At 39.5% G+C, this 22,457-nt stretch carries 14 protein-coding genes and 4 pseudogenes; 9 read left to right on the top strand and 9 right to left on the bottom strand.

The genetic code is table 11. From position 1 onward, the window contains the following. Positions 1-2: 2 nt before the first annotated feature. From LZ575_RS16810 to metG, 4 genes and pseudogenes are all read right to left on the bottom strand, one after another. The gene (locus tag LZ575_RS16810; protein WP_235325834.1) at positions 3-1,826 is read right to left on the bottom strand and encodes a pitrilysin family protein; all 1,824 of its coding nucleotides are present in this window, start codon (positions 1,824-1,826) and stop codon (positions 3-5) included. Positions 1,827-1,939: 113 nt separating this feature from the next. After that, positions 1,940-2,844 (bottom strand): annotated as a pseudogene (locus LZ575_RS16805) (histone deacetylase). Positions 2,845-2,994: 150 nt separating this feature from the next. Further along, positions 2,995-3,312 carry a GIY-YIG nuclease family protein gene (locus tag LZ575_RS16800; protein ID WP_235325832.1) on the bottom strand — a complete coding sequence of 106 codons (318 nt, stop codon included), beginning with the start codon at positions 3,310-3,312 and terminating at the stop codon, positions 2,995-2,997. A gap of 160 nt (positions 3,313-3,472) precedes the next feature. Beyond that, on the bottom strand, positions 3,473-5,554 hold the full coding sequence (metG, locus tag LZ575_RS16795) for a methionine--tRNA ligase (RefSeq protein WP_235325830.1): 2,082 nt from the start codon (positions 5,552-5,554) through the stop codon (positions 3,473-3,475). Between the two features lie 272 nt (positions 5,555-5,826). On the opposite strand from metG, the gene LZ575_RS16790 reads away from it, so the two are divergent. From LZ575_RS16790 to LZ575_RS16780, 3 genes are all read left to right on the top strand, one after another. Next, positions 5,827-6,237, top strand: coding sequence for a hypothetical protein (locus tag LZ575_RS16790; protein ID WP_235325828.1), 411 nt, complete (start codon positions 5,827-5,829; stop codon positions 6,235-6,237). A gap of 61 nt (positions 6,238-6,298) precedes the next feature. Further along, positions 6,299-6,661 carry a YraN family protein gene (locus LZ575_RS16785; protein WP_235325826.1) on the top strand — a complete coding sequence of 121 codons (363 nt, stop codon included), beginning with the start codon at positions 6,299-6,301 and terminating at the stop codon, positions 6,659-6,661. Between the two features lie 246 nt (positions 6,662-6,907). Further along, positions 6,908-8,641, top strand: a complete 1,734-nt coding sequence (locus LZ575_RS16780; protein ID WP_235325823.1) for a hypothetical protein — start codon at positions 6,908-6,910, stop codon at positions 8,639-8,641. 84 nt (positions 8,642-8,725) lie between these two features. Here LZ575_RS16780 and asnB read toward each other — a convergent pair. Next, a pseudogene (gene asnB / locus LZ575_RS16775) lies at positions 8,726-10,416 on the bottom strand (asparagine synthase B). Positions 10,417-10,722: 306 nt separating this feature from the next. On the opposite strand from asnB, the gene LZ575_RS16770 reads away from it, so the two are divergent. The 4 genes from LZ575_RS16770 to LZ575_RS16755 all read left to right on the top strand — a co-directional run bounded on the left by LZ575_RS16770 (position 10,723) and on the right by LZ575_RS16755 (position 13,244). Continuing rightward, positions 10,723-11,370: a hypothetical protein gene (locus LZ575_RS16770; RefSeq protein ID WP_235325820.1), complete on the top strand. Its 648-nt coding sequence runs from the start codon at positions 10,723-10,725 to the stop codon at positions 11,368-11,370. 99 nt (positions 11,371-11,469) lie between these two features. Continuing rightward, entirely contained in the window at positions 11,470-11,874 is a 405-nt protein-coding gene (locus LZ575_RS16765; protein ID WP_235325818.1) for a hypothetical protein, read from the top strand. Further along, complete coding sequence (locus tag LZ575_RS16760; protein ID WP_235325816.1) at positions 11,867-12,280, top strand: hypothetical protein; 414 nt, start codon at positions 11,867-11,869, stop codon at positions 12,278-12,280. Before LZ575_RS16765 ends, LZ575_RS16760 begins: the two co-directional genes overlap by 8 nt. 463 nt (positions 12,281-12,743) lie before the next feature. Next, positions 12,744-13,244 carry a hypothetical protein gene (locus LZ575_RS16755; protein WP_235325814.1) on the top strand — a complete coding sequence of 167 codons (501 nt, stop codon included), beginning with the start codon at positions 12,744-12,746 and terminating at the stop codon, positions 13,242-13,244. Positions 13,245-13,304: 60 nt separating this feature from the next. Here the strand turns inward: LZ575_RS16755 and mfd are convergent. Continuing rightward, positions 13,305-16,733: pseudogene (gene mfd / locus LZ575_RS16750) on the bottom strand (transcription-repair coupling factor). A gap of 196 nt (positions 16,734-16,929) precedes the next feature. Between mfd and LZ575_RS24350 the strand changes: the two are divergent. Then, positions 16,930-18,040 (top strand): annotated as a pseudogene (locus tag LZ575_RS24350) (dihydrolipoyl dehydrogenase family protein). 147 nt (positions 18,041-18,187) lie between these two features. Beyond that, positions 18,188-18,289: a hypothetical protein gene (locus LZ575_RS23925; protein WP_311195835.1), complete on the top strand. Its 102-nt coding sequence runs from the start codon at positions 18,188-18,190 to the stop codon at positions 18,287-18,289. 165 nt (positions 18,290-18,454) lie between these two features. Here the strand turns inward: LZ575_RS23925 and LZ575_RS16740 are convergent, their stop codons facing one another. The 3 genes from LZ575_RS16740 to LZ575_RS16730 all read right to left on the bottom strand — a co-directional run bounded on the left by LZ575_RS16740 (position 18,455) and on the right by LZ575_RS16730 (position 22,348). After that, positions 18,455-19,261 (bottom strand): tryptophan-rich sensory protein, encoded by an 807-nt coding sequence (locus LZ575_RS16740; protein ID WP_235325812.1) that lies wholly within the window; start codon positions 19,259-19,261, stop codon positions 18,455-18,457. Positions 19,262-19,418: 157 nt separating this feature from the next. Further along, on the bottom strand, positions 19,419-20,522 hold the full coding sequence (locus tag LZ575_RS16735; protein WP_235325810.1) for a glucose 1-dehydrogenase: 1,104 nt from the start codon (positions 20,520-20,522) through the stop codon (positions 19,419-19,421). A 2-nt stretch (positions 20,523-20,524) separates the two neighbouring features. Then, positions 20,525-22,348, bottom strand: a complete 1,824-nt coding sequence (locus LZ575_RS16730; protein WP_235325808.1) for a glycoside hydrolase family 15 protein — start codon at positions 22,346-22,348, stop codon at positions 20,525-20,527. Positions 22,349-22,457: the final 109 nt, after the last annotated feature.

Here is a 22,457-nt window from a genome sequence, read left to right as displayed (position 1 = left end):
TGTCACTTAAGCTGTGACTTCTCCCGTTTTATACCGTTAAGTTGTTCTGTTTTTAATCGCTGAAATTCCTTCTCATCGAAAGCAGGGTTAAGAACAACATCTGCCAACAAACTGAGACTTTCATCCAGGGTTGGCTTTAAGGTACTCATTCCTACAGATGAAATATCCTGGTCAGACCCTGTATATAGATCGGCTCCTAATAATTGCAGTTTTTCACTTATTTCCAGGGCATCCATATTTTTAGTGCCTTCATCCAGTAAATTCATTGCCAGGGCTGCTGTTCCGGGTTTAGACAGATGGTCAGTTTTATAGCCTGCGTTGAACATTAAATTCATAGCAATGGTAGGAACTCCTTCTCTTCTGGCAAGAACGATTTCCATTCCGTTAGAAAGTTTTGCACGTTCTACTTCAGGAAACTTACTGCTTTTGGCCACTCCTAATTCAGGTAAGCTGGAGCGGTCTAATGTTGAAGGAGTTACCGTATAATCAGGAAATGGATTTGCTATAAGTGTGTGTTTCCCTTTTGTTAGCCATTCCTGAGCAGTTTTTTTAAGATCTTCTGCTGTTGCTTCTTCGGCATATTCCAGAACCGTTTTATAGTAAGAAGCATCGCCAAAATAAGTTTCATTAGAAGCAAGGATGTCGCTTACTCCTCCAAAACCACCTATTCTTTCCATTCCCTTTATAAAATTTGCAAAGTATTCGGCTTTTACCCGCTTTAGTTCAGCCTCTGTAGGTCCATTATTTATCAAATTTTCAATTTCAGCTAAAAGAGTAGTTCTTACATTTTCCACATCTTCTCCAGGTTTAACATTAGCAGAAACAATAAATCTGCTGGCAATTTCCGCAGAAGCCTGATAAGCATTTACATAACCCACTGTTTGATCTTCGTAAACAAGTTTCTTATAAAGCCGCGAATTCTTTCCACTACTTAATATTCCGGCTATAAGATCCATATGAATGTCCTGTCGCGTCCCAAATTCAGGAGTGTTCCAGGCAAAAAGAACCCTGCTTTCGGGAACGCGATCTTCATAAACCTGGTAAGTGTCCGTTCCATGTTCAGGTATATTTCTCTCCTGCCGCTCGATGGTGGGTCCCGGGGGAATATGTCCAAAATACTTAAGTACTTTATCATAGGCCTCCTGCGGTTTTATGTCGTAAGCAATTGCAATGACAGCATTTGCAGCACCGTAATAAGATTTGAACCATTCCTGAACATCTTCTAAAGTCGCTGCATTTAGATCTTCCATTTCTCCAATTACTGTCCAGGAATATGGATGACCCTTAGGATAAAGAGCACGGGTAAGATAATTCCACTGTTGACCATATGGTTGATTCTCTCCCTGTCGCTTCTCGTTTTGTACCACTCCCCTCTGCTCATCAAGCAACTCCTGAGTAATGGCACCCAGCATATGCCCCATTCTGTCTGACTCCAGAAAAAGAACCTGGTCGAGGGCAGACACCGGGACGTTCTGGAAATAATTGGTCCTGTCTACGTTGGTTGTTCCGTTCACATCAGTTCCCCCAATTCTTTCTATCGCCTGAAAGTAATCATCATTAAAATTTTCGCTCCCATTGAACATCAAGTGTTCAAAAAGATGTGCAAAACCACTCTTCCCCGGCTTCTCATTTTTAGAACCGACGTGGTACCAAACGTTTACGGCTACTATAGGAGCCTTTGGATCCTCGTGAACCAGGAGTTTTAAACCATTGGGCAGAACAAATCGCTCGTACTCGATATTGATATCATCTGCCTTAAAATTTTGAGCATTCTGTTCCTGAAAGCAGAACACAAGCAACACCAGAAGGACTGTTAGCTTCTTCATAACTTAATAATTAAATGATTCTTAATGAGGTAGGGCGATTAAAGATAAGAATTAAACCTCACGATATGAGAGAGGTATGTGAAATTTTTTATACCCCTTATTTTGAAATTTGCCTAAAAATAAAGTTCCTTCGCCAATCTGTAAGTGTTGGAATGAGCTTCAATTATTGTCCTGATGTCCGGAGAGTAACCTCCCCCCATACTTATCTGAACCGCAATACTATGATCGCGGCAAGTTTCCAATACAAAACGATCTCTTTCTTTACAGCCGTCTACAGTACAACCCAATTTCCCCAGTTTATCTGTTAAAATTATATCTACTCCGCTCAGGTAGAAAATAAAATCCGGCTTTTGTTCCTGGATAAGCTGCGGCAGGATATTTTTGAGAATTTTGAGATATTCAGCGTCACTAAGTACCATCAGGGAGAGGAATGTCAAGATCTGAAGTTTCTTTCTTAAATGGATAATTATTCTTCCCATGCATACTAAAGGTAAAAACAGAATCATCTCCTTCAAAAATTTCTGCAGTTCCATTTCCCTGATGTACGTCCAGATCTACAATGAGAATTTTTTTCGCTAAGTTGTTTTTCTGAAGAAATCTCGCGGCTATTGCCTGATCGTTCAGCAAACAAAAAGCTTCACCGTGACCCGAATAGGCATGATGGGTACCTCCCGCTATATTTAATGCAATCCCATTTTTCAAAGCAAGTTCTGCTCCTTTAATGGTTCCTCCGGCAATAATTATTTCCCTTTGTACCAAAGCTTCAGAAAGAGGAAAACCTGTTTTTCGAACGGCCCGGGGGTTAACAGTAAGCTCCTTTAAATTCTGTAAATATTCCGCAGTATGAACAGCAAGAATATGTTCATCGGCAGCTAAGTTCAGGTTCAAAGAAATTTTCAGGCGTACAGGTGCCTTCGTGCAATAATTGTTTCGGCAGCAGCTCATATTTTTCCATTGGAAATCTGTGACCTTCCGGTAAAGGATGTTTGTAGATTGTGTGGTAGGCGATTCTGAGCATGCTTATTATGTGGACAACCGTTCTCTCATTAATTTTAGTTAATGTCAGGTCGAGCGCAGTCGAGACCTCCTCATTTAGTAAAATTATTCTTCCTTCCCAGGTAACCCCTCGACTGCGCTCGGGGTGACAAGAGGTTAATAACTGATTATGTTATTCTTCCGGTTTGTAATCAGAATGGCTGGCATTCCTGCACTCTGCTAAAATTTGAAGTAATTCAAACTCGCCTCCAATTAAAGCTCTTTTCTTCTGAGCACTCCACTTTTTTATTTTCTTCTCAAAAAATATTGCCTGGTTAACATCATTAAATTCCTGGTGGAATTTCAACATAACAGGTCTTCTTTTATATGTGAAGCTAGTTCGGTTTAATCCCGCATTATGTTCTTCTATCCTTCTGGAAATATTGTTCGTTATTCCTGTATACAGCAAATTGTCTGAACATTCTACTATGTATACATAATAACGTTTCATTTCTAAATTTAAAATAAAGGTTCAGTACTTAATTAAGTGTAGTATTCATAATAACCCCTCGACTGCGCTCGGGGTGACATGGAACTACAGATAACGCCCTACATTGTCAACAAAAACCAGTGTCATGTCGAGCGCAATCGAGACCTTTTGAAAGATCAATTTACGAAATAACTGCCCCGTTCTCCACTCCTTCTGTGTCAGGATTAAGAAAAACAAGCTTTCCTTCTGCATTTTCTGTCATTAGGATCATTCCTTCACTCTCTACTCCTCTTAATTTTCTTGGAGCGAGGTTGACCAGTACAGTAACTTTTTTGCCAATGATCTCTTCAGGCTTAAAACTTTGTGCAATTCCCGATACTATTGTACGGGTGTCTATCCCGGTATTAATTTTAAGAACCAAAAGCTTATCAGCTTTAGGCATTTTAGTGGCTTCCACAATAGTTCCAACCCGCAGGTCCATTTTAGAAAAATCTTCAAAGGTTGCAGTTTCTTTTTGTGGCTCCACTTTCTTATTTTCGGCTTCGTTAGCGGCTTTAGTTGTTTCCAATTTGTTCAATTGTTCCTGAATTTGTTCATCTTCTATTTTGCTGAAAAGCAGTTCTGCCTTTCCAATTTTGTTCCCTGCGGCCAGCAAGGCTTCTTTTGTAGCAATTTCATTCCATAAAGTTCCTGAAGAAAGACTCTTTTCATCCTGTTCCATATTAAGGATCTTCTTCAGTTTTGCTGAAGTAAACGGCAGAAAAGGCTCACTCAAAGTTGCCAGTGCTGAAGCTATTTGTAGTGCCACATACATTACTGTCTTTACGCGTTCGGCATCAGTTTTTATCAGCTTCCACGGTTCTTCATCTGCCAGATATTTATTCCCCAGCCTTGCCAGGTTCATCAATTCGCCCTGCGCTTCCCTAAACCTGTATTTATCTATAGAGCTCGCTATCACTGAAGGATAGGCTCTTAAAGTCGCCAGTGTTTCTTCATCAACTTCAGTATATGCTCCCGGAGCAGGTACTTCTCCTTCGTAATATTTGTCGGTTAGTACAACCACGCGGTTTATGAAATTTCCGAAAATTGCCACCAGTTCATTATTATTCCGCGCCTGGAAATCTTTCCAGGTAAAATCATTGTCTTTGGTCTCCGGTGCATTTGCTGTTAAAACATATCGCAGCACGTCCTGCTGACCCGGAAAATCCTGTAAATATTCGTGCAGCCAAACTGCCCAGTTTTTAGAAGTTGACAATTTTTTTCCTTCCAGATTAAGAAATTCGTTGGCAGGAACGTTTTCAGGAAGGATATAGCTACCTTCAGCTTTAAGCATTATAGGAAAAATTACACAGTGAAACACGATGTTGTCTTTCCCAATAAAATGTACCAGCTTTGTATCATCAGCTTTCCAGTAATCCTCCCAGTTTTTACCTTCTCTCTCTGCCCATTCCTTGGTAGAAGAAATATATCCTATAGGCGCATCAAACCATACATAAAGTACCTTTCCATCAGCTCCTTCAACAGGTACAGGAATTCCCCAATCCAGGTCACGGGTTACGGCACGAGCTCTTAACCCGTCATCTATCCAGGATTTAACCTGTCCGTACACATTAACTTTCCAGTCTCTCTTATGTCCTTCGATAATCCACTCTTTCAGCCAGCTTTCATACTGATCTAAAGGTAAATACCAGTGGCGGGTTTGTTTCATTGTAGGCACAGAACCTGTAATAGCCGATTTGGGATTGATGAGATCTGTCGCGTTTAAAGACGTTCCGCAGTTTTCACACTGGTCTCCGTAAGCTTCAGGATTGCCACATTTCGGGCAGGTTCCGGTTACAAATCTGTCGGCCAAAAATTGATTGGCTTCAGCGTCGTACAACTGCTCGTTTGTATCTTCTATAAATTTCCCCTCGTCATATAATTTTCTGAAAAATTCAGAAGCTGTTTTGTGATGTACATCGGCCGAGGTCCTTGAATAATTATCAAATGATACCCCAAAGTCTACAAATGACTGTTTTATAATAGAGTGATATTTATCTATCAACTCTTGTGGAGTGATTCCTTCTTTCTTGGCTTTCATCGGGATAGCAACCCCATGTTCATCGCTCCCACAAACAAAAGCAACATCAATCCCCTGCATCCTTAAAAATCTGGCATAAATATCGGCAGGCACATAAACTCCTGCAAGATGACCAATATGAATAGGCCCATTGGTATAGGGCAAAGCAGCGGTAATAGTGTATCGTTGTGAAGGTTTATTCATCTTAAAATTTTAAGGGTGTAAAGGTAAGCAACTGCCTTATATTACGCGTTAAATTCTTGTAAAAGACAGTGCCGGAGCGGGAAATGTGTCTAATTTTATCCCAAACTTAACCATAATGAGAAAAATTTTTGTTTTGCTTTTACTTGTGGGAATTTACTCGTGTAAAAGTACGAAACTAAGCAACTGAAGATAAATTTATACTGGAAAGCCTTGCAAAATTAGATGCTGAAGAACTTAAGAGAATATACCCGGAGGCTAATGCAAGAGAAGACGTGGGTGTTTTTGAAGAAGGCACAGTAGAAATGCCCTACTCCATCCTGTATGCCGATACGCCTGATGAGGTGCAGATCACCTGGAAGAATTCTGCTAAAACTGAAGTAAATGATATCAGGTTCTCAGGTAATGGAAAATGGAAATCATCAACAGGTTTAAAAATAGGTACCACCTACGATGAATTAAACAAATTGAATGAAAAGGAGATTTCCTTTTATGGTTTTGGTTGGGATTATAGTGGCGCTGTAATGTGGAATGATGGAAAACTTGAAGATAGTAACCTTAGAGTGTTTGTATCTCCCGAAGGGGAAACAAAAAATGACCATTATGGCGACCATATAATTGAAGCTACTCCCGAAGAAATAGCCAAGCTTAATTTGAAAGTGCAAACGATAATATATAAACTTTAGCCAATCCATTTGTAAAATATTGAGAATAAGCTACTTTTACTAGTTTTATTCCTCAATAGGTATGGCAGCACACAATGAACTTGGCAAAAAGGGAGAAGATCTGGCAGTAGAATTTTTACTGAAGAAAGGATATGAAATTGTTGCAAGAAATTTTATATACCAAAAAGCTGAAGTAGATATTATAGCGAGAAAGGATAGTATTTTGGCTATTGTAGAGGTAAAGACCAGAAGCACCCCTGATTTTGGAAATCCGCAGGAGTTTCTTAAGGGTCGCCAAATTCAGCGACTGGTCAAAGCAGTAGACCATTTTGTGACAGCTAATGAGATGGATGTGGAGGTTCGGTTTGACATTGTAGCTATAATTAAAAACAAATCCGGCACCCGGCTGGAACATTTAGAAGATGCTTTTTTACATTTTGATTAAGTAAATAGATGGCCGTTTCATTAACTCATATTTAAATCTATTTTTATTAATTTATTTCCGGCAAAGATCGCCCTAAACCTTTTGCTCCCTGTATAAAGCATGAAATATATAAAAATTTCCTTTTTCTTCTTATTCTTCCTCTGCTTTATCTTTCCTGTATTATCCCAGGAAAATAAAACAGAAAAGGATTCTGTAGAAATTTATAAAAAGATTGAAGAATTTTCTCAAAAAAGGAAGTTCACTAAAATGCTTCATAATCTTGTTTTTAAACCTACGAGCAAGAGTAAAAGATCCGGTATTAGGGTAAGGAAGTCAATAAATTTTAGGCCATACCAGGGTAAAGTGATTAGGAATATTATTATTCAAACTCTGGATCCCTTTGGCTATTCAATATATGATACCGTTTCAAAACCCAGAAACTGGGCAGAGGCTGTAGGTAATAAAGTGCATAAAAAGACCAATCACGCTCCCATTCGGGATCTTCTTTTATTTAAGGAAAACACTCCCCTGGACTCTCTTTTGCTCAAAGAGTCAGAACGTTTAATACGTTCCCGCTCCCATGTGAGGAGTGTCCTTGTAAAGCCTCAGTTTATCCATGGAAAAAATAGAGATTCTGTAGATGTAACGGTGAGAGTACTGGATTCCTGGAGCATTATTCCTGAAGGATCCTTTTCACCAGATCATACTTCGGTTGGACTGAAAGAAAGAAATTTTGCAGGTACAGGACACGAATTCCGTACTCGCTTTACCCGAAAGTTTGACGAGGGGGATAATGCTTATGATTTGGGTTATACCATACCTAATCTCAAGAATACTTACATAAGAACAAGCCTTAGGTATTTAAGAAATATTGATGAATCTTACTATAAAGGTTTTAATGCCGAAAGAAACTTTTATTCCCCTTTTACCCGATGGGCAGGAGGTATTTATCTGGATCAACACTACAGGAAAGATTCTTTGCAAAATCCTTTGCAGGAGATGGAACTGGAGAGTTTTAAATACAACACATACGATTTCTGGGGAGGACACTCCTTCCGGATTTTTAAAGGAAATACTCAGGATGATCGCACAACCAATCTCATTACTTCCGCAAGAATGCTCAATGTAGATTATCGCGAAAAACCTTCAGCAGAATTTGACAGTATTGGATTTTTTTCAGGTGAAACCTTTTACCTGGCGGGAATTGGAATCACTTCAAGGCAGTATGTGGAAGACCAGTATATTTTTAATTATGGGATTATTGAAGATGTACCAGTAGGCACGATCTACGGCATAACCGCAGGACACCAACGCAAGAACGGGCATGGCCGCTTATACCTGGGTGGACGTGTGGCTTATGGAGATTATTTTAGCTGGGGTTTCCTCAGCACTAATTTTGAGGCAGGAACTTATTTAGGAAACAAGAGAACCGAACAAACTACCTATTCCTTCCAGGCCAATTATTTCACAAAGTTGATTGATCTTAACCCTACCTGGAAGATGCGCCAATTTGTGAAACCACAACTTATCTGGGGGAGAAACCGCTTAAATTCGTTTGGCGACAGGCTCACGGTTAACGAACATGGAAATATTTTAGGTTTTTACGGACCAGATTATGAGGATATTTCCAATATAGGTGTTCAGGGCTTTCACAGCTCGCTCTATGGTACGAGAAAATTCCTGCTAACCCTTCAAACACAGTTTTATGCTCCCTGGAATTTATGGGGCTTCAGGTTAAACCCTTACCTCAACTATACTATGGCCGCAATTGGTGATGAGCAAAGGCAAATTGCTAATAGTGAAATCTATAACTCAATAGGCGTAGGTTTTATTATAAGTAATGATTACCTGGTGTTTGATACTTTCCAGCTCTCCTTCTCATTTTTTCCTGAAATGCCTGGTCGTGGAAACAATTTGTTCCGAACGAACACTTTTAATACAAACGACTTTGGATTTCAGGATTTCGAATTCGGGAAACCCCGACCTGTTTTGTTTAAGTAAACCTGAAATTTCCCTATTCTCGTTAATAAAAAAACCTCACAGGTCTTGAAGACCTGTGAGGTTAATAGGTATATCAAAACTAAATTATTCAGCCTTGGCAACTTCTTTTTGATAAGCTTCAGAATGTACATTCGCCACAGCTCTTCCTGAAGGATCATTCATATTCCTGAAAGATTCATCCCATTCCAGAGCAGTGGGACTACTGCAGGCAACAGAAGGTACCGAAGGTACAGAAAGTGCAGCGGCATCGCTTGGGAAGTGTTCTGAAAATATAGAACGGTAGAAATATTCTTCTTTGCTTTTTGGTGGTTGTACCGGGAATCTGAAGTGGGCATTTTTAAGCTGTTCATCGCTTACCTGCGCATTCACCATTTCCTTTAAAGTATCGATCCAGCTGTAACCAACTCCGTCCGAGAATTGCTCTTTCTGTCTCCAGGCAACACTGGCAGGCAGATAATCTTCAAAAGCGGTTCTCAGTACCCACTTTTCAATGCGTTCTCCCTTTACGATCATCTTATCTTTAGGATTTAACCTCATAGCGACATCCATAAATTCTTTATCCAGGAACGGCACTCTTCCTTCTATTCCCCAGGCGCAAAGAGATTTATTTGCTCTTAAACAATCGTACTGATGTAATTTATCCAGCTTTCTTACTGTCTCTTCGTGAAAATCCTTTGCACTTGGTGCTTTGTGAAAATATAAATATCCCCCGAAGATCTCATCGGCACCCTCACCGGAAAGTACCATTTTAATCCCCATAGCTTTAATAGCACGGGCCATTAAATACATAGGAGTAGAAGCCCTTATAGTGGTAACATCATAAGTTTCCAGCTGATAAATAACATCTCTAATCGCGTCAATTCCTTCCTGAATAGTAAACTTCACCTCGTGATGCACCGTGTCCAAATGCTCTGCCACTTTTCTTGCCGCGGCAAGATCGGGTGAGCCTTCAAGGCAGTAGCAAAGGAATGGAGTCGTGGCCACCAGGCAGCATCGGTATCGTCACTTTCAATACGTTTATCTGAATATTTTTTAGCTAATGCTGAAGTAATGGAAGAATCCAGTCCGCCGGAAAGTAGCACCCCGTAAGGAACATCACTCATTAACTGACGGTGCACAGCAGCTTCCAGTGCTTCCCGAAGGTCTTGAATACTGGTTTCGTTGTCCTTTACATTTTCATAATCCATCCAGTCCCGCTGGTACCAACGCTGATATCCTTCTTCCTTGCTCGACAGGTAATGACCCGGAGGGAAAAGCTCTATTTTGGTACAATGACCTTCCAAAGCTTTCAATTCGGAAGCGACATAAAAAGTTCCATTCTTATCCCAGCCTATGTACAGCGGAATAATTCCCATGTGGTCGCGGGCGATGAAATATTCGTTATTCTCCACATCATAAATAGCAAAACCGAAGATCCCGTTAAGTTCATCCAGGAATTGAGTACCTTTTTCCTTATAAAGGGCAAGAATTACCTCACAATCACTCTGCGTTTGGAAGTTATAACGGCCATCGAACTGCTTCCGTAATTTTTTGTGGTTATATATCTCACCATTTGCGGCAAGTATCAAATTTTTATCTTCACTAAACAATGGCTGTTTCCCCGAAGTAGGATCAACAATGGCCAGTCTTTCATGAGCCAATATCGCCTTCTCGTTACTATAGATCCCGCTCCAGTCCGGTCCGCGGTGGCGCAGGCATTTTGCCATATTCAACAATTGTGGTCTCAGTTTTTCAGAAGACTCTTTCAATTCAAAAGCACATACAATTCCGCACACAATATTTAATTTTAAATTACAATACAAATATGGCCTTATTAGTTTTCAATAACAAACTATCTTTAATAATTGCTTACATATATAAATAACAACAATATATTTTTATAGCAAATGTAAGGGTAATACAATTTTTTAAAAGAACTGTGTTTTCAAATGAAATTGAAATTAGGAGTAAGAGGCTAGCTGCATGTTATTCAAGATTTCTTTCAACCTGAGAAATTTCAAATTTGCTGTGGTTGTAAGATCTTGAGGAAAAAGAATTACTTAAATTGTGGGGTAAAGAAGCTTCTGCAGAACAGGGGGACAATGAGAAAGAATTCTAATCCTGTAAAATTGAAACCAAACAAAATGAACAAGATGGAAGTAAAGACTCTCGTGGCAAGGAATTCTAACAGATTTTTCCTACTTTCTTTCTTCCTTTTTGCTTCTTGTGCGGCACAGAAAAAGCAAACTTTTAAAGAAGAAAAAATCTACAGTCTTTTAGAGCATCATTATGCTTTAGGCGAAATTGAAGACTCAGGCAAGTTTCTATATAATCAAACGATATCAATAAAGGACAATCCAAACTTCGAGTGGACAAAACAGGTAACACTATCAGAATTTTTAAATGACTCAATTTTTGAAAAAAAATGTCAGGAAATTCAAAAGTTATTGGACAATGAGGAACAGGAAGAGTTGAATAACCGCTTTGCCAGTCTGGAAAGCAAGAGGCTTGATGAAAATAAATTTTCTAAAAATGTACTCAACCGGAAATTCCTACTGCATGAAACTTATGAAAAAGCACCCAATGCAGCAAGCAGGAAAGTATCCTATCCTATAATATTCACCGCAAAAAATCATATTTGTGGGCTTTTTGTTGAAGATGCGCATAATGAAGGTGGTAATCTGTATTTTTATAAACTTGAGGATAATGAATGGAAACTGGTATGTAAAGATTCTCTTTGGCGGGTATAAATTTAAATTTGATTTTTCAAAAACTTTCTTTTATAGGTGAAATTAAATAATTGTAGACCTTAAGATCAGGAGACTTTTGAAAAAAGAATTTCTTAAATTGTGTGGTACAGCTCAAAGTCGGGAGACTTTGCGCAGCAGGGGGATGTGCTTATATTCCTACTTCTAATGCTCCATATTGCCCATAATATATACCTCATGCACCAATTAATCCAATTTAAAAAAATTAAAGAAGACGAGCTACAAAAGTTTTCTCCCGGAATACATGAAGAAGTAAAGAAGTTCTATCCCCTCGGACTGAAAAAGGAGCAAGCAGATTATAATAAGTCTCCGGGAATTAAAAAAATAAACAGTATAATTCAGGATAACATCTTAAATGCAGAAAATTTTAGATCGCGATGGACGGAAGGTTTTCATCATGATTTGGCCAAAGCACTCCATCTGGACGTAAAAGGCGCGACTAAGCGGCCAGGTCCCCTGTACTGGCGGTATTATTTCTATGGGTGAAGATCATTTGGGCTATCCCATAGAACTTCATTATTATGTTTCTCTTTTAAATAATTATTTTTCAATTCAATTAGTGGAAACTGGCAGTATGATGCATTTTCCCAAGAAATATGTTCCTAATTCCTTTGGAACGGGAACAAAAAAAATCACCGTTTCCCCGGTGCCTGGTCCTTATCAATCTCTATTTCTGGAGTTGGAGAATTATTTAGCAGCAAATCTTACTGATGGAGTTTTTATTCCTTTTATCTTTGATACTTTACAATTAGAAGGTTTCCAGGTAGCCTACAAAGAATGTGTCGAAGATGAATGTTTTATAAGTGATGCTTTTTTTCATAAACTTTTTACTACCCATTTTAAAACTGAAATTATAGGAGATATTAAATATAAAATACAAGATATAAAGTAAGTATTTTAACAGTTTGACAGCTATACTCTCCTAGCTGCAAGAGGTCTAATGATCTAGTGCAAAACTTCAATTAAATAATAAATCTGGGAATCGAAGCCAAAGGCAAAAAACCTTGAGAAAAAGAATTTCTTAAATTGTGTGGTACAGCTCAAAGTCGGGAGATTTTGCGCAGCAGTATTACTGCATTTTTATCCAATTTAAATCATGATCTACCCGTTGAATCTCACCAGGACACTTTACTTATAAAAAACATATAAAAAATCATCTCATTTTAGAGAATATTAAAGGCAGTAACTTCAGCAAATTTAATTTCTGTGGTAAAAGCTCAAAGTCGGGAGACTTTGGGCAGCGGGGTTAATTAATCAACTGTTAGAATATACAAGTTCAACTATGGAAGATCCTTACAAGAAATTACTTTCTAAAACTGCAACTAAAGCAGAATTTACAAAAAACCTCAGCTTTGATGAATAAATTTTTAATTGCAAGTTATGCACTTCTTTTTTCATCAATGACTTTTTCTCAAAGTAAAGACACCCTTTATATTGAGTTCGATAATTCCTATGACCAAATGAGAAAAGATGATTTTACCCAAGCAGTTCAAGCGGGCTCTCCGGAGGAAAAACTTAAAAGATCTACAACCTATTATATAGAACAAATGGAATCTGTTAATGGGTATGACTTTGAATTTAGTTTTTCACATCTTAACCAAAGTCAAAAAAACTATAAAACCTTTGGAGGGAAACCTCCTACTATTCTAGATAAACCAAAATCTTTTTTAAAAGAAAAAACGGTTTTGGATATTAATTTTTTTAGATCCACACCCTATCTTAAAATTGCCAAGACCTTTGAAAAAGAAGATAGATGGGAGCAGGATGTGGTGATCTTTGTTGTAGATGTAGATGAGATAAAGAATGACAGTATTGTGTTGCGGGAGGTAAATTTTTCCCGGCCTGTAAAGCAGTAGCGTATCCTCCTTTTTAAGGGATAAAGCCCTCAACAATAGAAAACTTGCGAGGGCTTTTTCCTACTTCGTTAATTCCTCCTTTGGTTGCGCAGGAACTTTTAACGGCTCCAATACTTTTAAAGCCCTCTCCACAGAAGTTATCTTTTCAAATGTAAGCAACAACCTCAACCCGGCACGGGTTTTCTTCTCTTTCATGGTGCAGGAGTGGGAATGGGTTTGCACATATTGCAGTACTTTCGAGAATGCACTGGTTTGATAGAAATTCGATTGCTGATCTGCAATGAAATAACCTATTAATTTTCCCTGCTTCAGCACTACCTTTTCAAGTCCGATTTTTGGAAGCTATCCATTTTATACGCACGCTGTTCAGCAAGTCCACAGCCTGGGTTGGTAATTCCCCAAACCTGTCTACCAGTCTTCCTTCAAATTTCTGAAGTTCCTCTTCGGTTTGAATTCCGTTTAATTCTGTATAGAGATTTAATCTTTCAGAAATATTGTTGATGTAATCATCCGGGAACAGCAACTCGAAATCTGTATCAATTTGAGTGTCTTTTACAAAGACTTTTCCTTCCACATCCTCATTTTCTGCATAAAGATCTTTGAACTCGTTTTCCTTTAGCTCTTCAATGGCTTCATTTAAAATTTTCTGATATGTATCAAAACCTATTTCGTTGATAAATCCGCTTTGTTCTCCACCCAAAAGATCTCCTGCACCGCGGATCTCAAGATCCTTCATCGCAATATTAAATCCGCTGCCCAGTTCGCTGAATTGTTCAAGAGCGGTGATACGCTTACGCGCATCATCGGTCATAGCAGAATACGGGGGAGTAATAAAGTAGCAGAAGGCTTTTTTATTGCTTCGGCCTACACGACCACGCATCTGGTGAAGATCTGATAATCCGAAGTTATTGGCGTTATTAATAAAGATCGTATTGGCATTGGTGACATCGAGTCCGCTCTCGATAATTGTTGTAGAAATCAGCACATCAAACTCTCCGTTCATAAAGGAAAGCATCAGTTTCTCCAGCTTTTTTCCTTCCATTTGTCCGTGTCCTACAGCAACTTTAGCATCAGGAACCAAACGCTGCACCATTCCCGCGACTTCTTTTATATTTTCAATCCGGTTGTGAATAAAGAACACCTGACCTCCACGCTGAATCTCATACATCACAGCATCACGAATGGTTTCTTCAGAAAACCGAATAACATGACTTTCAATTGGATACCTGTTTGGCGGCGGAGTGGTAATGGTAGAAAGATCTCTCGCAGCCATTAAACTGAACTGCAACGTACGCGGAATTGGTGTCGCAGTAAGCGTAAGAGTATCCACATTTTCTTTTATGGTTTTCAGCTTGTCTTTTACCGCTACTCCGAATTTTTGCTCCTCATCAACAACTAAAAGACCCAGATCTTTAAATTTCACCGCTTTATTTACCAGCTGGTGAGTACCAATAATAATATCTACTTTCCCTTTCTCAAGATCCTCCAGCGTATCTTTTCGCTCTTTTGCAGTCCGGAAACGATTAAGATAATCTACAGTAACAGGAAAATCTTTCAGCCTTTCTGTAAATGTTTTATGATGCTGAAAAGCAAGTATTGTTGTGGGCACTAACACCGCCACTTGTTTTCCATTGTCTACGGCTTTAAAAGCAGCGCGAATTGCAACTTCTGTCTTTCCGAAGCCAACATCCCCACACACCAGCCTATCCATTGGCCGCTCGTTTTCCATATCCAGTTTTACAGCTTCAGTTGCTGTTGACTGATCCGGAGTATCTTCATAAATGAAAGAAGCTTCCAGCTCGTGCTGCAGATAGGAATCAGGTCCAAAAGCAAATCCTTTTTGCAGTCTTCTCTTCGCGTAAAGTTCTATAAGGTTGTAAGCAATGTGCTTTACTCTCGCTTTGGTCTTCTGCTTTAAATTCTTCCAGGCGTTGCTGCCAAGTTTATAAATTTTAGGAGGTTTCCCGTCCTTTCCGTTGTATTTCGAAATTTTGTGCAGCGAGTGAATGCTCAGGTATAGAATATCGCGTTCTCCATAGATCAGTTTTATCGCCTCCTGCATCTTCCCTTCCACATCTATTTTCTGAAGTCCTCCAAATTTTCCGATTCCGTGGTCGATATGGGTTACATAATCCCCTACTTCAAGATTTGTAAGCTCTTTGAGTGTGATTGCCTGTTTCTTGGCATAGCCGTTCTTAAGCTGGAATTTGTGGTAACGTTCAAAGATCTGATGATCTGTATAACAAACCATTTTAGCGGCATCATCAATGAAACCCTGGTACATCGAGAGTACCACAGTTTGGTATTTTACCTCCCGGTCCTGATCATCGAAGATGTCGTGGAAACGTTTTGCCTGTTGTTCGCTTACACAAAAGATAAAATTCTTAAAGCCAGGCTTCCTGATTCTCGATCAGGTTATCAATTAGAAGATCAAATTGCTTATTAAAGGAAGGTTGTGGTTTTGTATCAAAGGAAATGACTGCATCATCCTGAAAATCATCGCCTGTGGTTTTTCGTTTGGTACCGCCGCCCTGAAGGATATTCTGATTCCCCAGTTCTACCAGCGCAAAATCTTTAAGTTGCTTCTGAAAAGTATCTGCATTACAAAAAAGCTCTTCCGGTTTACCGTGCTTTACTTCCGAAGGAAGTTTTTCAAAAGCCTCTATTGCTTTTTCAAAAAGCTTATCCATTTGAGCAGAAAGCAGATCCATATTCTTTACGAATACCACCGTATTGGAGGACACATATTTTAAGAAACTTTCTCTCGTTTCATCCAGTCTTTTGTTCTCCACATTGGGCATAATGGAGATTTTCTTTACCTGCTCTGTAGAAAGTTGCGTCTCCACATCAAAACTCCTGATGCTGTCTACTTCATCCCCAAAAAATTCTATCCTATAAGGTTCATCGTTACTAAAGGAAAACACATCTATAATACCGCCTCGCACCGAAAACTCTCCGGGTTCAGTTACAAAATCTACTCTTTTAAATTTGTACTCAAAAAGAACTTCGTTGACAAAATCTATAGAAAGATTGTCATTTAAAGCAATTTTAAGGGTGCTTTTTTCAAGTTCCTTACGGGTTACTACTTTTTCAAAAAGAGCATCGGGATAAGTAACTATTAGAGCTTAGCTTTTTCCTGGAGTTGATCCGGTTTAAAACCTCTGCCCGAAGAAGAACATTAGCATTATCAGTTTCCTCGATCTGGTAAGGCCGACGATAACTTCCGGGGTAGAAAAGCACGTTTTTCTCTCCAATTAATTGTTCAAGATCATTCAGGTAATAGGCTGCTTCTTCTTTATCATTAAAGATCAGTAAAAAAGGAGCATCGGCTTCTTCAAAAGCATTAGCAACAACAAAGGAAAGTGCAGAGCCAACAAGGCCTCTCAGGTGAATATTTGTTTTGGAATCTTGAGAAGCGGCAATAGATTTTTGCAGTTTCTGCTGTTGCAGAGACCGTGCAAAATTTTGGGCGATAATAGATTTACTCATTAACGCAAAGATAAACGCTGCTGCTTTGCTTCACAAAACATTAATATTAATTTGTAATTATCTTCTTCCGAGGCTTCTAAACCCAATAAAAACAGAATTTTCCAGAGCAGCACCTCCTACCCGAAAGGTTATATTATTCCTAATCCTATCCTGTAAGCCTGCCTTTTTTCTGTAATTTGTTGGTCTATACTAGGAAATGGCAAAATTTAAAGAATACGATGTTTTCGTAATTGGGACAGGCACAGTAAGTAAAACTGTGGCAAAATCCAGTGCCGATAAAGGGTTAAAAGTAGCAATAGCCGATAACCGCGAGTATGGCGGCACCTGCCCTAACCGCGGCTGTGATCCTAAAAAAGTTTTATTGGGACTCACAGAAATATTAGACCGTGCAAGAAAAATGCAGGGAAAGGGAATAGCTGCCCTGCCGGAAACCAGCTGGGAAGACCTGATGACCTTCAAGGAAACTTTTGTAAATGCTGTTCCCGCCGCAACGGAGAAAGATCTCCTAGAAAAAGGAATTGAACTTTATCATCAATCTCCTCGCTTCCTGGATGAAAACACTCTCTCTGTAGAAGGGAAAACGGTTACAGCGAAAAAAATAGTGATTGCTACGGGACAGGTAGCGCGACCACTCAATATAGCAGGAGAAAAAATATGCATTAAAAAGTGAAGACTTTTTAAATCTGCCAAAATTACCCGCTTCCATGCTTTTTATTGGATCAGGATACATAGGAATGGAATTCGCTCATATTGCCGCCAGAATGGGAGTAAAAGTCACTGTAATGGACCTGGCACCAAGACCTCTTTCAAATTTTGATGAAGATTTGGTGGGGCTTCTACAGAAAGCTTCAGAAGAAATCGGGGTAAAATTTATTTTTAATGCTGAAGTCGAAAAAATTGAGAAACTGCAGAAAAATTTCCGGGTAACCGCAAAACAAAACGAGAAAGATATTACAGCAACCGCTGAATTGATCTTTAATACCAGCGGCAGAGTACCTTCCATAGAAGACCTGGATCTCGAAAAAGGAAACGTGAAATTCAGCAAAAAAGGAATAGTGGTAAATGAATTTCTGCAGAGTGTAAGCAACAAAAATGTATTGTCCTGCGGAGATGTTTCTGACAGTGAAGGATTGCCGCTCACCCCGTTATCTTCTTATGAGTCTGCAGTGGTGGCAAAAAATGTTTTAAAGGAGAAGGGCTTTGAGAAAATAAAATACCCGCCCCAGCCTTCGGTGGTATTTACCTTACCAAATCTTGCTTCCATAGGACTTTCTGAAGCAGCTGCAAAGAAAAAGGTTTTGAAGTAAGAGTAGAGTATAAAGAAGCCGGAGAGTGGTTCAATGCAAAACGAATCAATGAAAACTATTATGCTTACAAAACAATAACAGATGTAAAAACTTAGCCAAATTCTGGGAGCACATCTTTTAGGTCCTGAAGCCGGGGAAGTGATCAATATGTTTTCAATTGCTATGGCAGGAAAAGTGACCATGGAAGAACTCAAAAATATGATTTTTGCATATCCTAGCTGGGGGAACGATATGAAAAGTATGGTGTAGTACGATGTTCAGCAATATATAGCACGGATTGCAAATCCGCGCTATCTCTGCGCTATCACCGCGCTTTTATTGTTATATGAAGACTTGTTGGCCCGGATTTGCAATCCTAGCCAACTTCAACTGCCATTGTCAATCCGCAATTTCTAATTGAAAGAGAGCTTCTTATTAGTCAGCCTCATTATTCTCCCCCGCCACCAATTGAAACATAGGGTTGGATTTCCTGTTCACATAGCCGTGGTAACTCACGTAAGAAAAAATAATTATTCCGCCTGCAAGTGCCGTATAAGCCACTCCGGGATTATCGTTAATCTGCCGCACATAAATTGCCACAAGCGCCCAGATTCCTACCAGGGCAAACTCTCGCATGTTTCTCCTGTAGACAATGAGCAGGTTAATAATTACAGTCACCACCAGCATAATTATCATCCATTGTTGTTCACTCAGGAACCACTGTCTCCATCCTATATTGGTAAGGTGCGCAGAAACATTTGCTACAGCCGCAACGGTGATCCAGCCGGAATAAAAACAAATTGGCCACCAGGTAAAGGCAATAATTTTGGGAGGAGCATCCCATCTTTCCATGTTAGTATTGAGTATGATCTTGATCAAACTTCCCAGAATGATGAACATAAGGATTACCGATAAAAACGTGTTTTCATACAGCCACGCCACTACCCAGGCTGCATTGGCAATATTGGCAATAATAAACCAGGGTCCCGTTTGAAGAATAAAATCTGTCTCTTTTTCACTTACGAAGACACGGTTAAGCTGGAAGATACAGTAGACCAACAATGCCACATAAATTAAGCCCCAGATACTAAAAGCATATCCTGCAGGAGTGAAGAGGTTCTCGTAATAGTCACTTACTCCCCCTATAGTGTTATTGTTTAACCGAATTGCCTGTGAGTAGTAGCTCACGATTATCATTAAAATTACCGAAAGCAGATTTAACACCGAAAGATTTCGTGTCATCGGAAGAAATTTTGGTTGGTTAACTAAAATACTTCTTTTTATTGAATTGCTGAAGTACTGCACGGATTACAAATCCGCGCTAACGAATCCGCGCTACCGAATTTGTGTTATTAAATCTGCATCAGCAAATTAGTGCTGGCTATTGCATAGCTCTACTTCAAGTCCACTCTACTACAACTTTGATTTCATCTACTGAATGATGATGTAAGGCTTTATCAAAATCTGTATAGGGAACACGTTCAGTAATTATTCTGCTGATAGCCTCCGGCCATATTTTGTGACAGGTATGTATATCTTGTACCGCCATTTTATAATGATCTATACTTGCATTCACGCTTCCTAAAACAATCTGATTCTTTAGCACCAGTTGCCTCATGAGATCTGCACCATCCAGAGTAATAGGACGATTCCCAGCCGGAATTCCCGTGGCAACATAAATACCATTAACTCCAAGGGCATCAATTAATTCAATTTGCAACTCTGCATAACCCACGGCTTCAAAAACAAAATCCATATCTCCCAGGTAATCATCAAGATCTGTTACCTGTACTTCCCTTCCATCAACATACTTCCCGCCGATTTGCTCCAGCACCTGCGGCCTTAATGTTGTCCTGTCAACTATGTCCATTCCGTAAACTTCTGCACCTCGTAATCTTAATGCAAAAGCAGCTAAAATACCAATAGCTCCTATTCCGGCTACTAAAGCTTTTTTTCCTTTGAACCATTCCGAAGGATTTTCGAAGTCTTTGAATCTCGCTCCCTGCACGATCATTGCCTCGTCTATGGCTTTAGAAGCCACAGACATGGGTTCTGTCAAAACTCCCAGCTCCTTTATTTCTTCGGGAACAGGAATGAAGTATTCTTCAGTATCCACAACAAATTGAGACTGAAAACCGTCAGCTGCCTTTATTCCTCTTTCAGTATAGTCTCCGGTAAAGCACATGTCACTGCGGTTGTTTGTACAGGCTTTACATTTTCCACAACCACGCCTTACTGTAAAAACGCCGTAATCTCCTTTTTTTACTGAAGAAATCCCGGCACCTACTTCAATCACCTGCCCAAACATTTCATGGCCTATGATGAGTTCTTCTTTACCTGCAGGAGGATCGGCCCTGCCACCACTCGCTTCTTCTCTGTCCGTCCCACAAATTCCTACTCTTATCACCTGCATTTTAATTTCGTCTGGACGTGTAATTATAGGTTCTGCTACTTCATCAAGAGAAATATTGGTCGTACCCGGTACTAAAGAAATGGCTTTCATAATTAATAATTTACATCTTTATTTCGGCTGTCGTTCAATTGTTGATCCAGGTTATACGCAGCACTTATTAATCCCAAATGCGTAAATGCCTGTGGAAAATTCCCCAGATGCTCTCCCTGGAAACCTAATTGTTCAGCATATAGACCTACGTGATTAGCATAACCCATCATTTTTTCAAAGTAGAATCTTGCTTTCTCAAGTTGTCCTGCCCGGGACAAACATTCCACATACCAAAAGCTACACATAGAAAAAGTCCCTTCGTGACTTACAAAACCATCGGCTGCAGCTTTTCCGGGTCTATACCTGTAGACTAGAGAGTCAGAGACCAGTTCGTCCTCTATTCTGTCTAAAGTAGAAAGCCATCGCGGATCGGTTGGACTTATAAATCTCACCAGCGGCATCAGCAAAGTAGATGCATCTACAGTGTCAGATCCGGGATATTGCATAAAAGACTTCTTTTCTTTATCCCAGAATTCAGAAAAAATGCTGTTGAAAATAATATCCCGCTCTTTCCGCCATTTTTCATTGAGCGGGAAAGATCTTGCTTCACAAATTTTAATAGCTCTGTCAAAAGCCACCCAGCATAACAGCCTTGAATATAAAAAATTCTTTCTGCCACCCCGGACTTCCCAAATTCCTTCGTCAGGCTGTTTCCAGTTTTCACTCAGCCAGTCAATTTGCTTCTCCAGGTTTTTCCAAAAATCATAAGAAATAGGATTTCCGTATTTGTTGTACAGGTATACAGAATCCATTAACTCTCCGTAAATATCTAACTGTAGCTGGCCGTATGCCTCATTCCCAACTCTTACGGGAGAGGATTCTTTATAACCTTCAAAATTCTCAAGTTCCCATTCTTCCAGTTTCTTTTTTCCGTCTATAGAATACATGATCCCCAGGCGGTTCTGTCCCTTTATATCCTCACACAATTTTTCTACCCAATTCATAAAAGCTCCCGCTTCCTTGGTATAACCCAGACGTATCAGTGCATAAATTGAAAATGAGGCATCTCTTATCCAGGTGTAGCGGTAGTCAAAATTCCTTCCGCCACCAATACTTTCGGGAAGACTAAAGGTGGGAGCTGCTACAATAGATCCATATTTATGACTGGTAAGTAACTTGAGAACAAGGGAAGAGCGGTTTACCATATCTCTCCATCTACCTGTATAATTTGACTGCGCAATCCAGTCTTTCCAGTAATTTACTGTATCAAACAGGCTTTGGGTGACGAATCCTTTAAAATCCCTTTCAGAAGGATACTCGTTCTTTACCTCCTCAAGCAGGAAATCGGCAATTTCTGTAGGCTTGAGTGTGAATTCTGCCGTAACATCTTCTCCCTCCACTTTTAGCGGAACAGAACTCATAAGGCGTAGTGCAGTTTTGTCGTCTCCTTCACTTCGAAAAATTACTTCAACTTCCGAAATTCTTTCAACAGAAAATTTGCTTCTACCGTAGTTGAACCTGGGTGAGCATTTCATTTTATAAGGTACTTCCCCCCTTATAGTGGTAACCCTTCTTATAATTTCCTTGCCATCGTAAAGCTCCTCTCTAAGCATAAAATCAGTTATTTCTCCAACCCCTTCAGGAGAAAGACACCGGGTGAGCAAAACATTGGTATCAGGCAGGTACAGCTGTTTTGTCTTCATTTCTTTAAACTCAGGACAAATTTTAAACCTGCCACCCTTTTCATCATCCAGAAGTGCAGCGAATATACTGGGCGAATCAAAATTAGGAAAACACATAAAATCTATAGAACCGTTAAGGCCAATTAACGCGACTGTATTTAAGTCTCCAATTATTCCATAATTCTCAATTGGCAGATAACCCATAAAACTTTTGCTTTTGAACTATTAAAATTTTCAGCAGCAAAATGTAATAATTGCCGCTGCACAACAAGTTAAAAAAAGATAACAAGGAGAGTTGCTTTACTGCAGAAGA

Source organism: Antarcticibacterium sp. 1MA-6-2 (assembly GCF_021535135.1).
In the GTDB taxonomy this organism is placed as follows: Bacteria; Bacteroidota; Bacteroidia; order Flavobacteriales; family Flavobacteriaceae; genus Gillisia.
This window is presented reverse-complemented; position numbering and strand designations above follow the sequence as displayed.

Coding starts and splice junctions, on each gene's coding strand:
- LZ575_RS16740 (WP_235325812.1), bottom strand. CDS start 19,261: ATGACACGAAATCTTTCGGTGTTAAATCTGCTTTCGGTAATTTTAATG.
- LZ575_RS23925 (WP_311195835.1), top strand. CDS start 18,188: ATGTTTTCAATTGCTATGGCAGGAAAAGTGACCATGGAAGAACTCAAA.
- LZ575_RS16785 (WP_235325826.1), top strand. CDS start 6,299: ATGGCAGCACACAATGAACTTGGCAAAAAGGGAGAAGATCTGGCAGTA.
- LZ575_RS16730 (WP_235325808.1), bottom strand. CDS start 22,348: ATGGGTTATCTGCCAATTGAGAATTATGGAATAATTGGAGACTTAAAT.
- LZ575_RS16755 (WP_235325814.1), top strand. CDS start 12,744: ATGAATAAATTTTTAATTGCAAGTTATGCACTTCTTTTTTCATCAATG.
- metG (WP_235325830.1), bottom strand. CDS start 5,554: ATGAATAAACCTTCACAACGATACACTATTACCGCTGCTTTGCCCTAT.
- LZ575_RS16735 (WP_235325810.1), bottom strand. CDS start 20,522: ATGAAAGCCATTTCTTTAGTACCGGGTACGACCAATATTTCTCTTGAT.
- LZ575_RS16780 (WP_235325823.1), top strand. CDS start 6,908: ATGCTTCATAATCTTGTTTTTAAACCTACGAGCAAGAGTAAAAGATCC.
- LZ575_RS16810 (WP_235325834.1), bottom strand. CDS start 1,826: ATGAAGAAGCTAACAGTCCTTCTGGTGTTGCTTGTGTTCTGCTTTCAG.
- LZ575_RS16760 (WP_235325816.1), top strand. CDS start 11,867: ATGGGTGAAGATCATTTGGGCTATCCCATAGAACTTCATTATTATGTT.
- LZ575_RS16800 (WP_235325832.1), bottom strand. CDS start 3,312: ATGAAACGTTATTATGTATACATAGTAGAATGTTCAGACAATTTGCTG.
- LZ575_RS16770 (WP_235325820.1), top strand. CDS start 10,723: ATGAGAAAGAATTCTAATCCTGTAAAATTGAAACCAAACAAAATGAAC.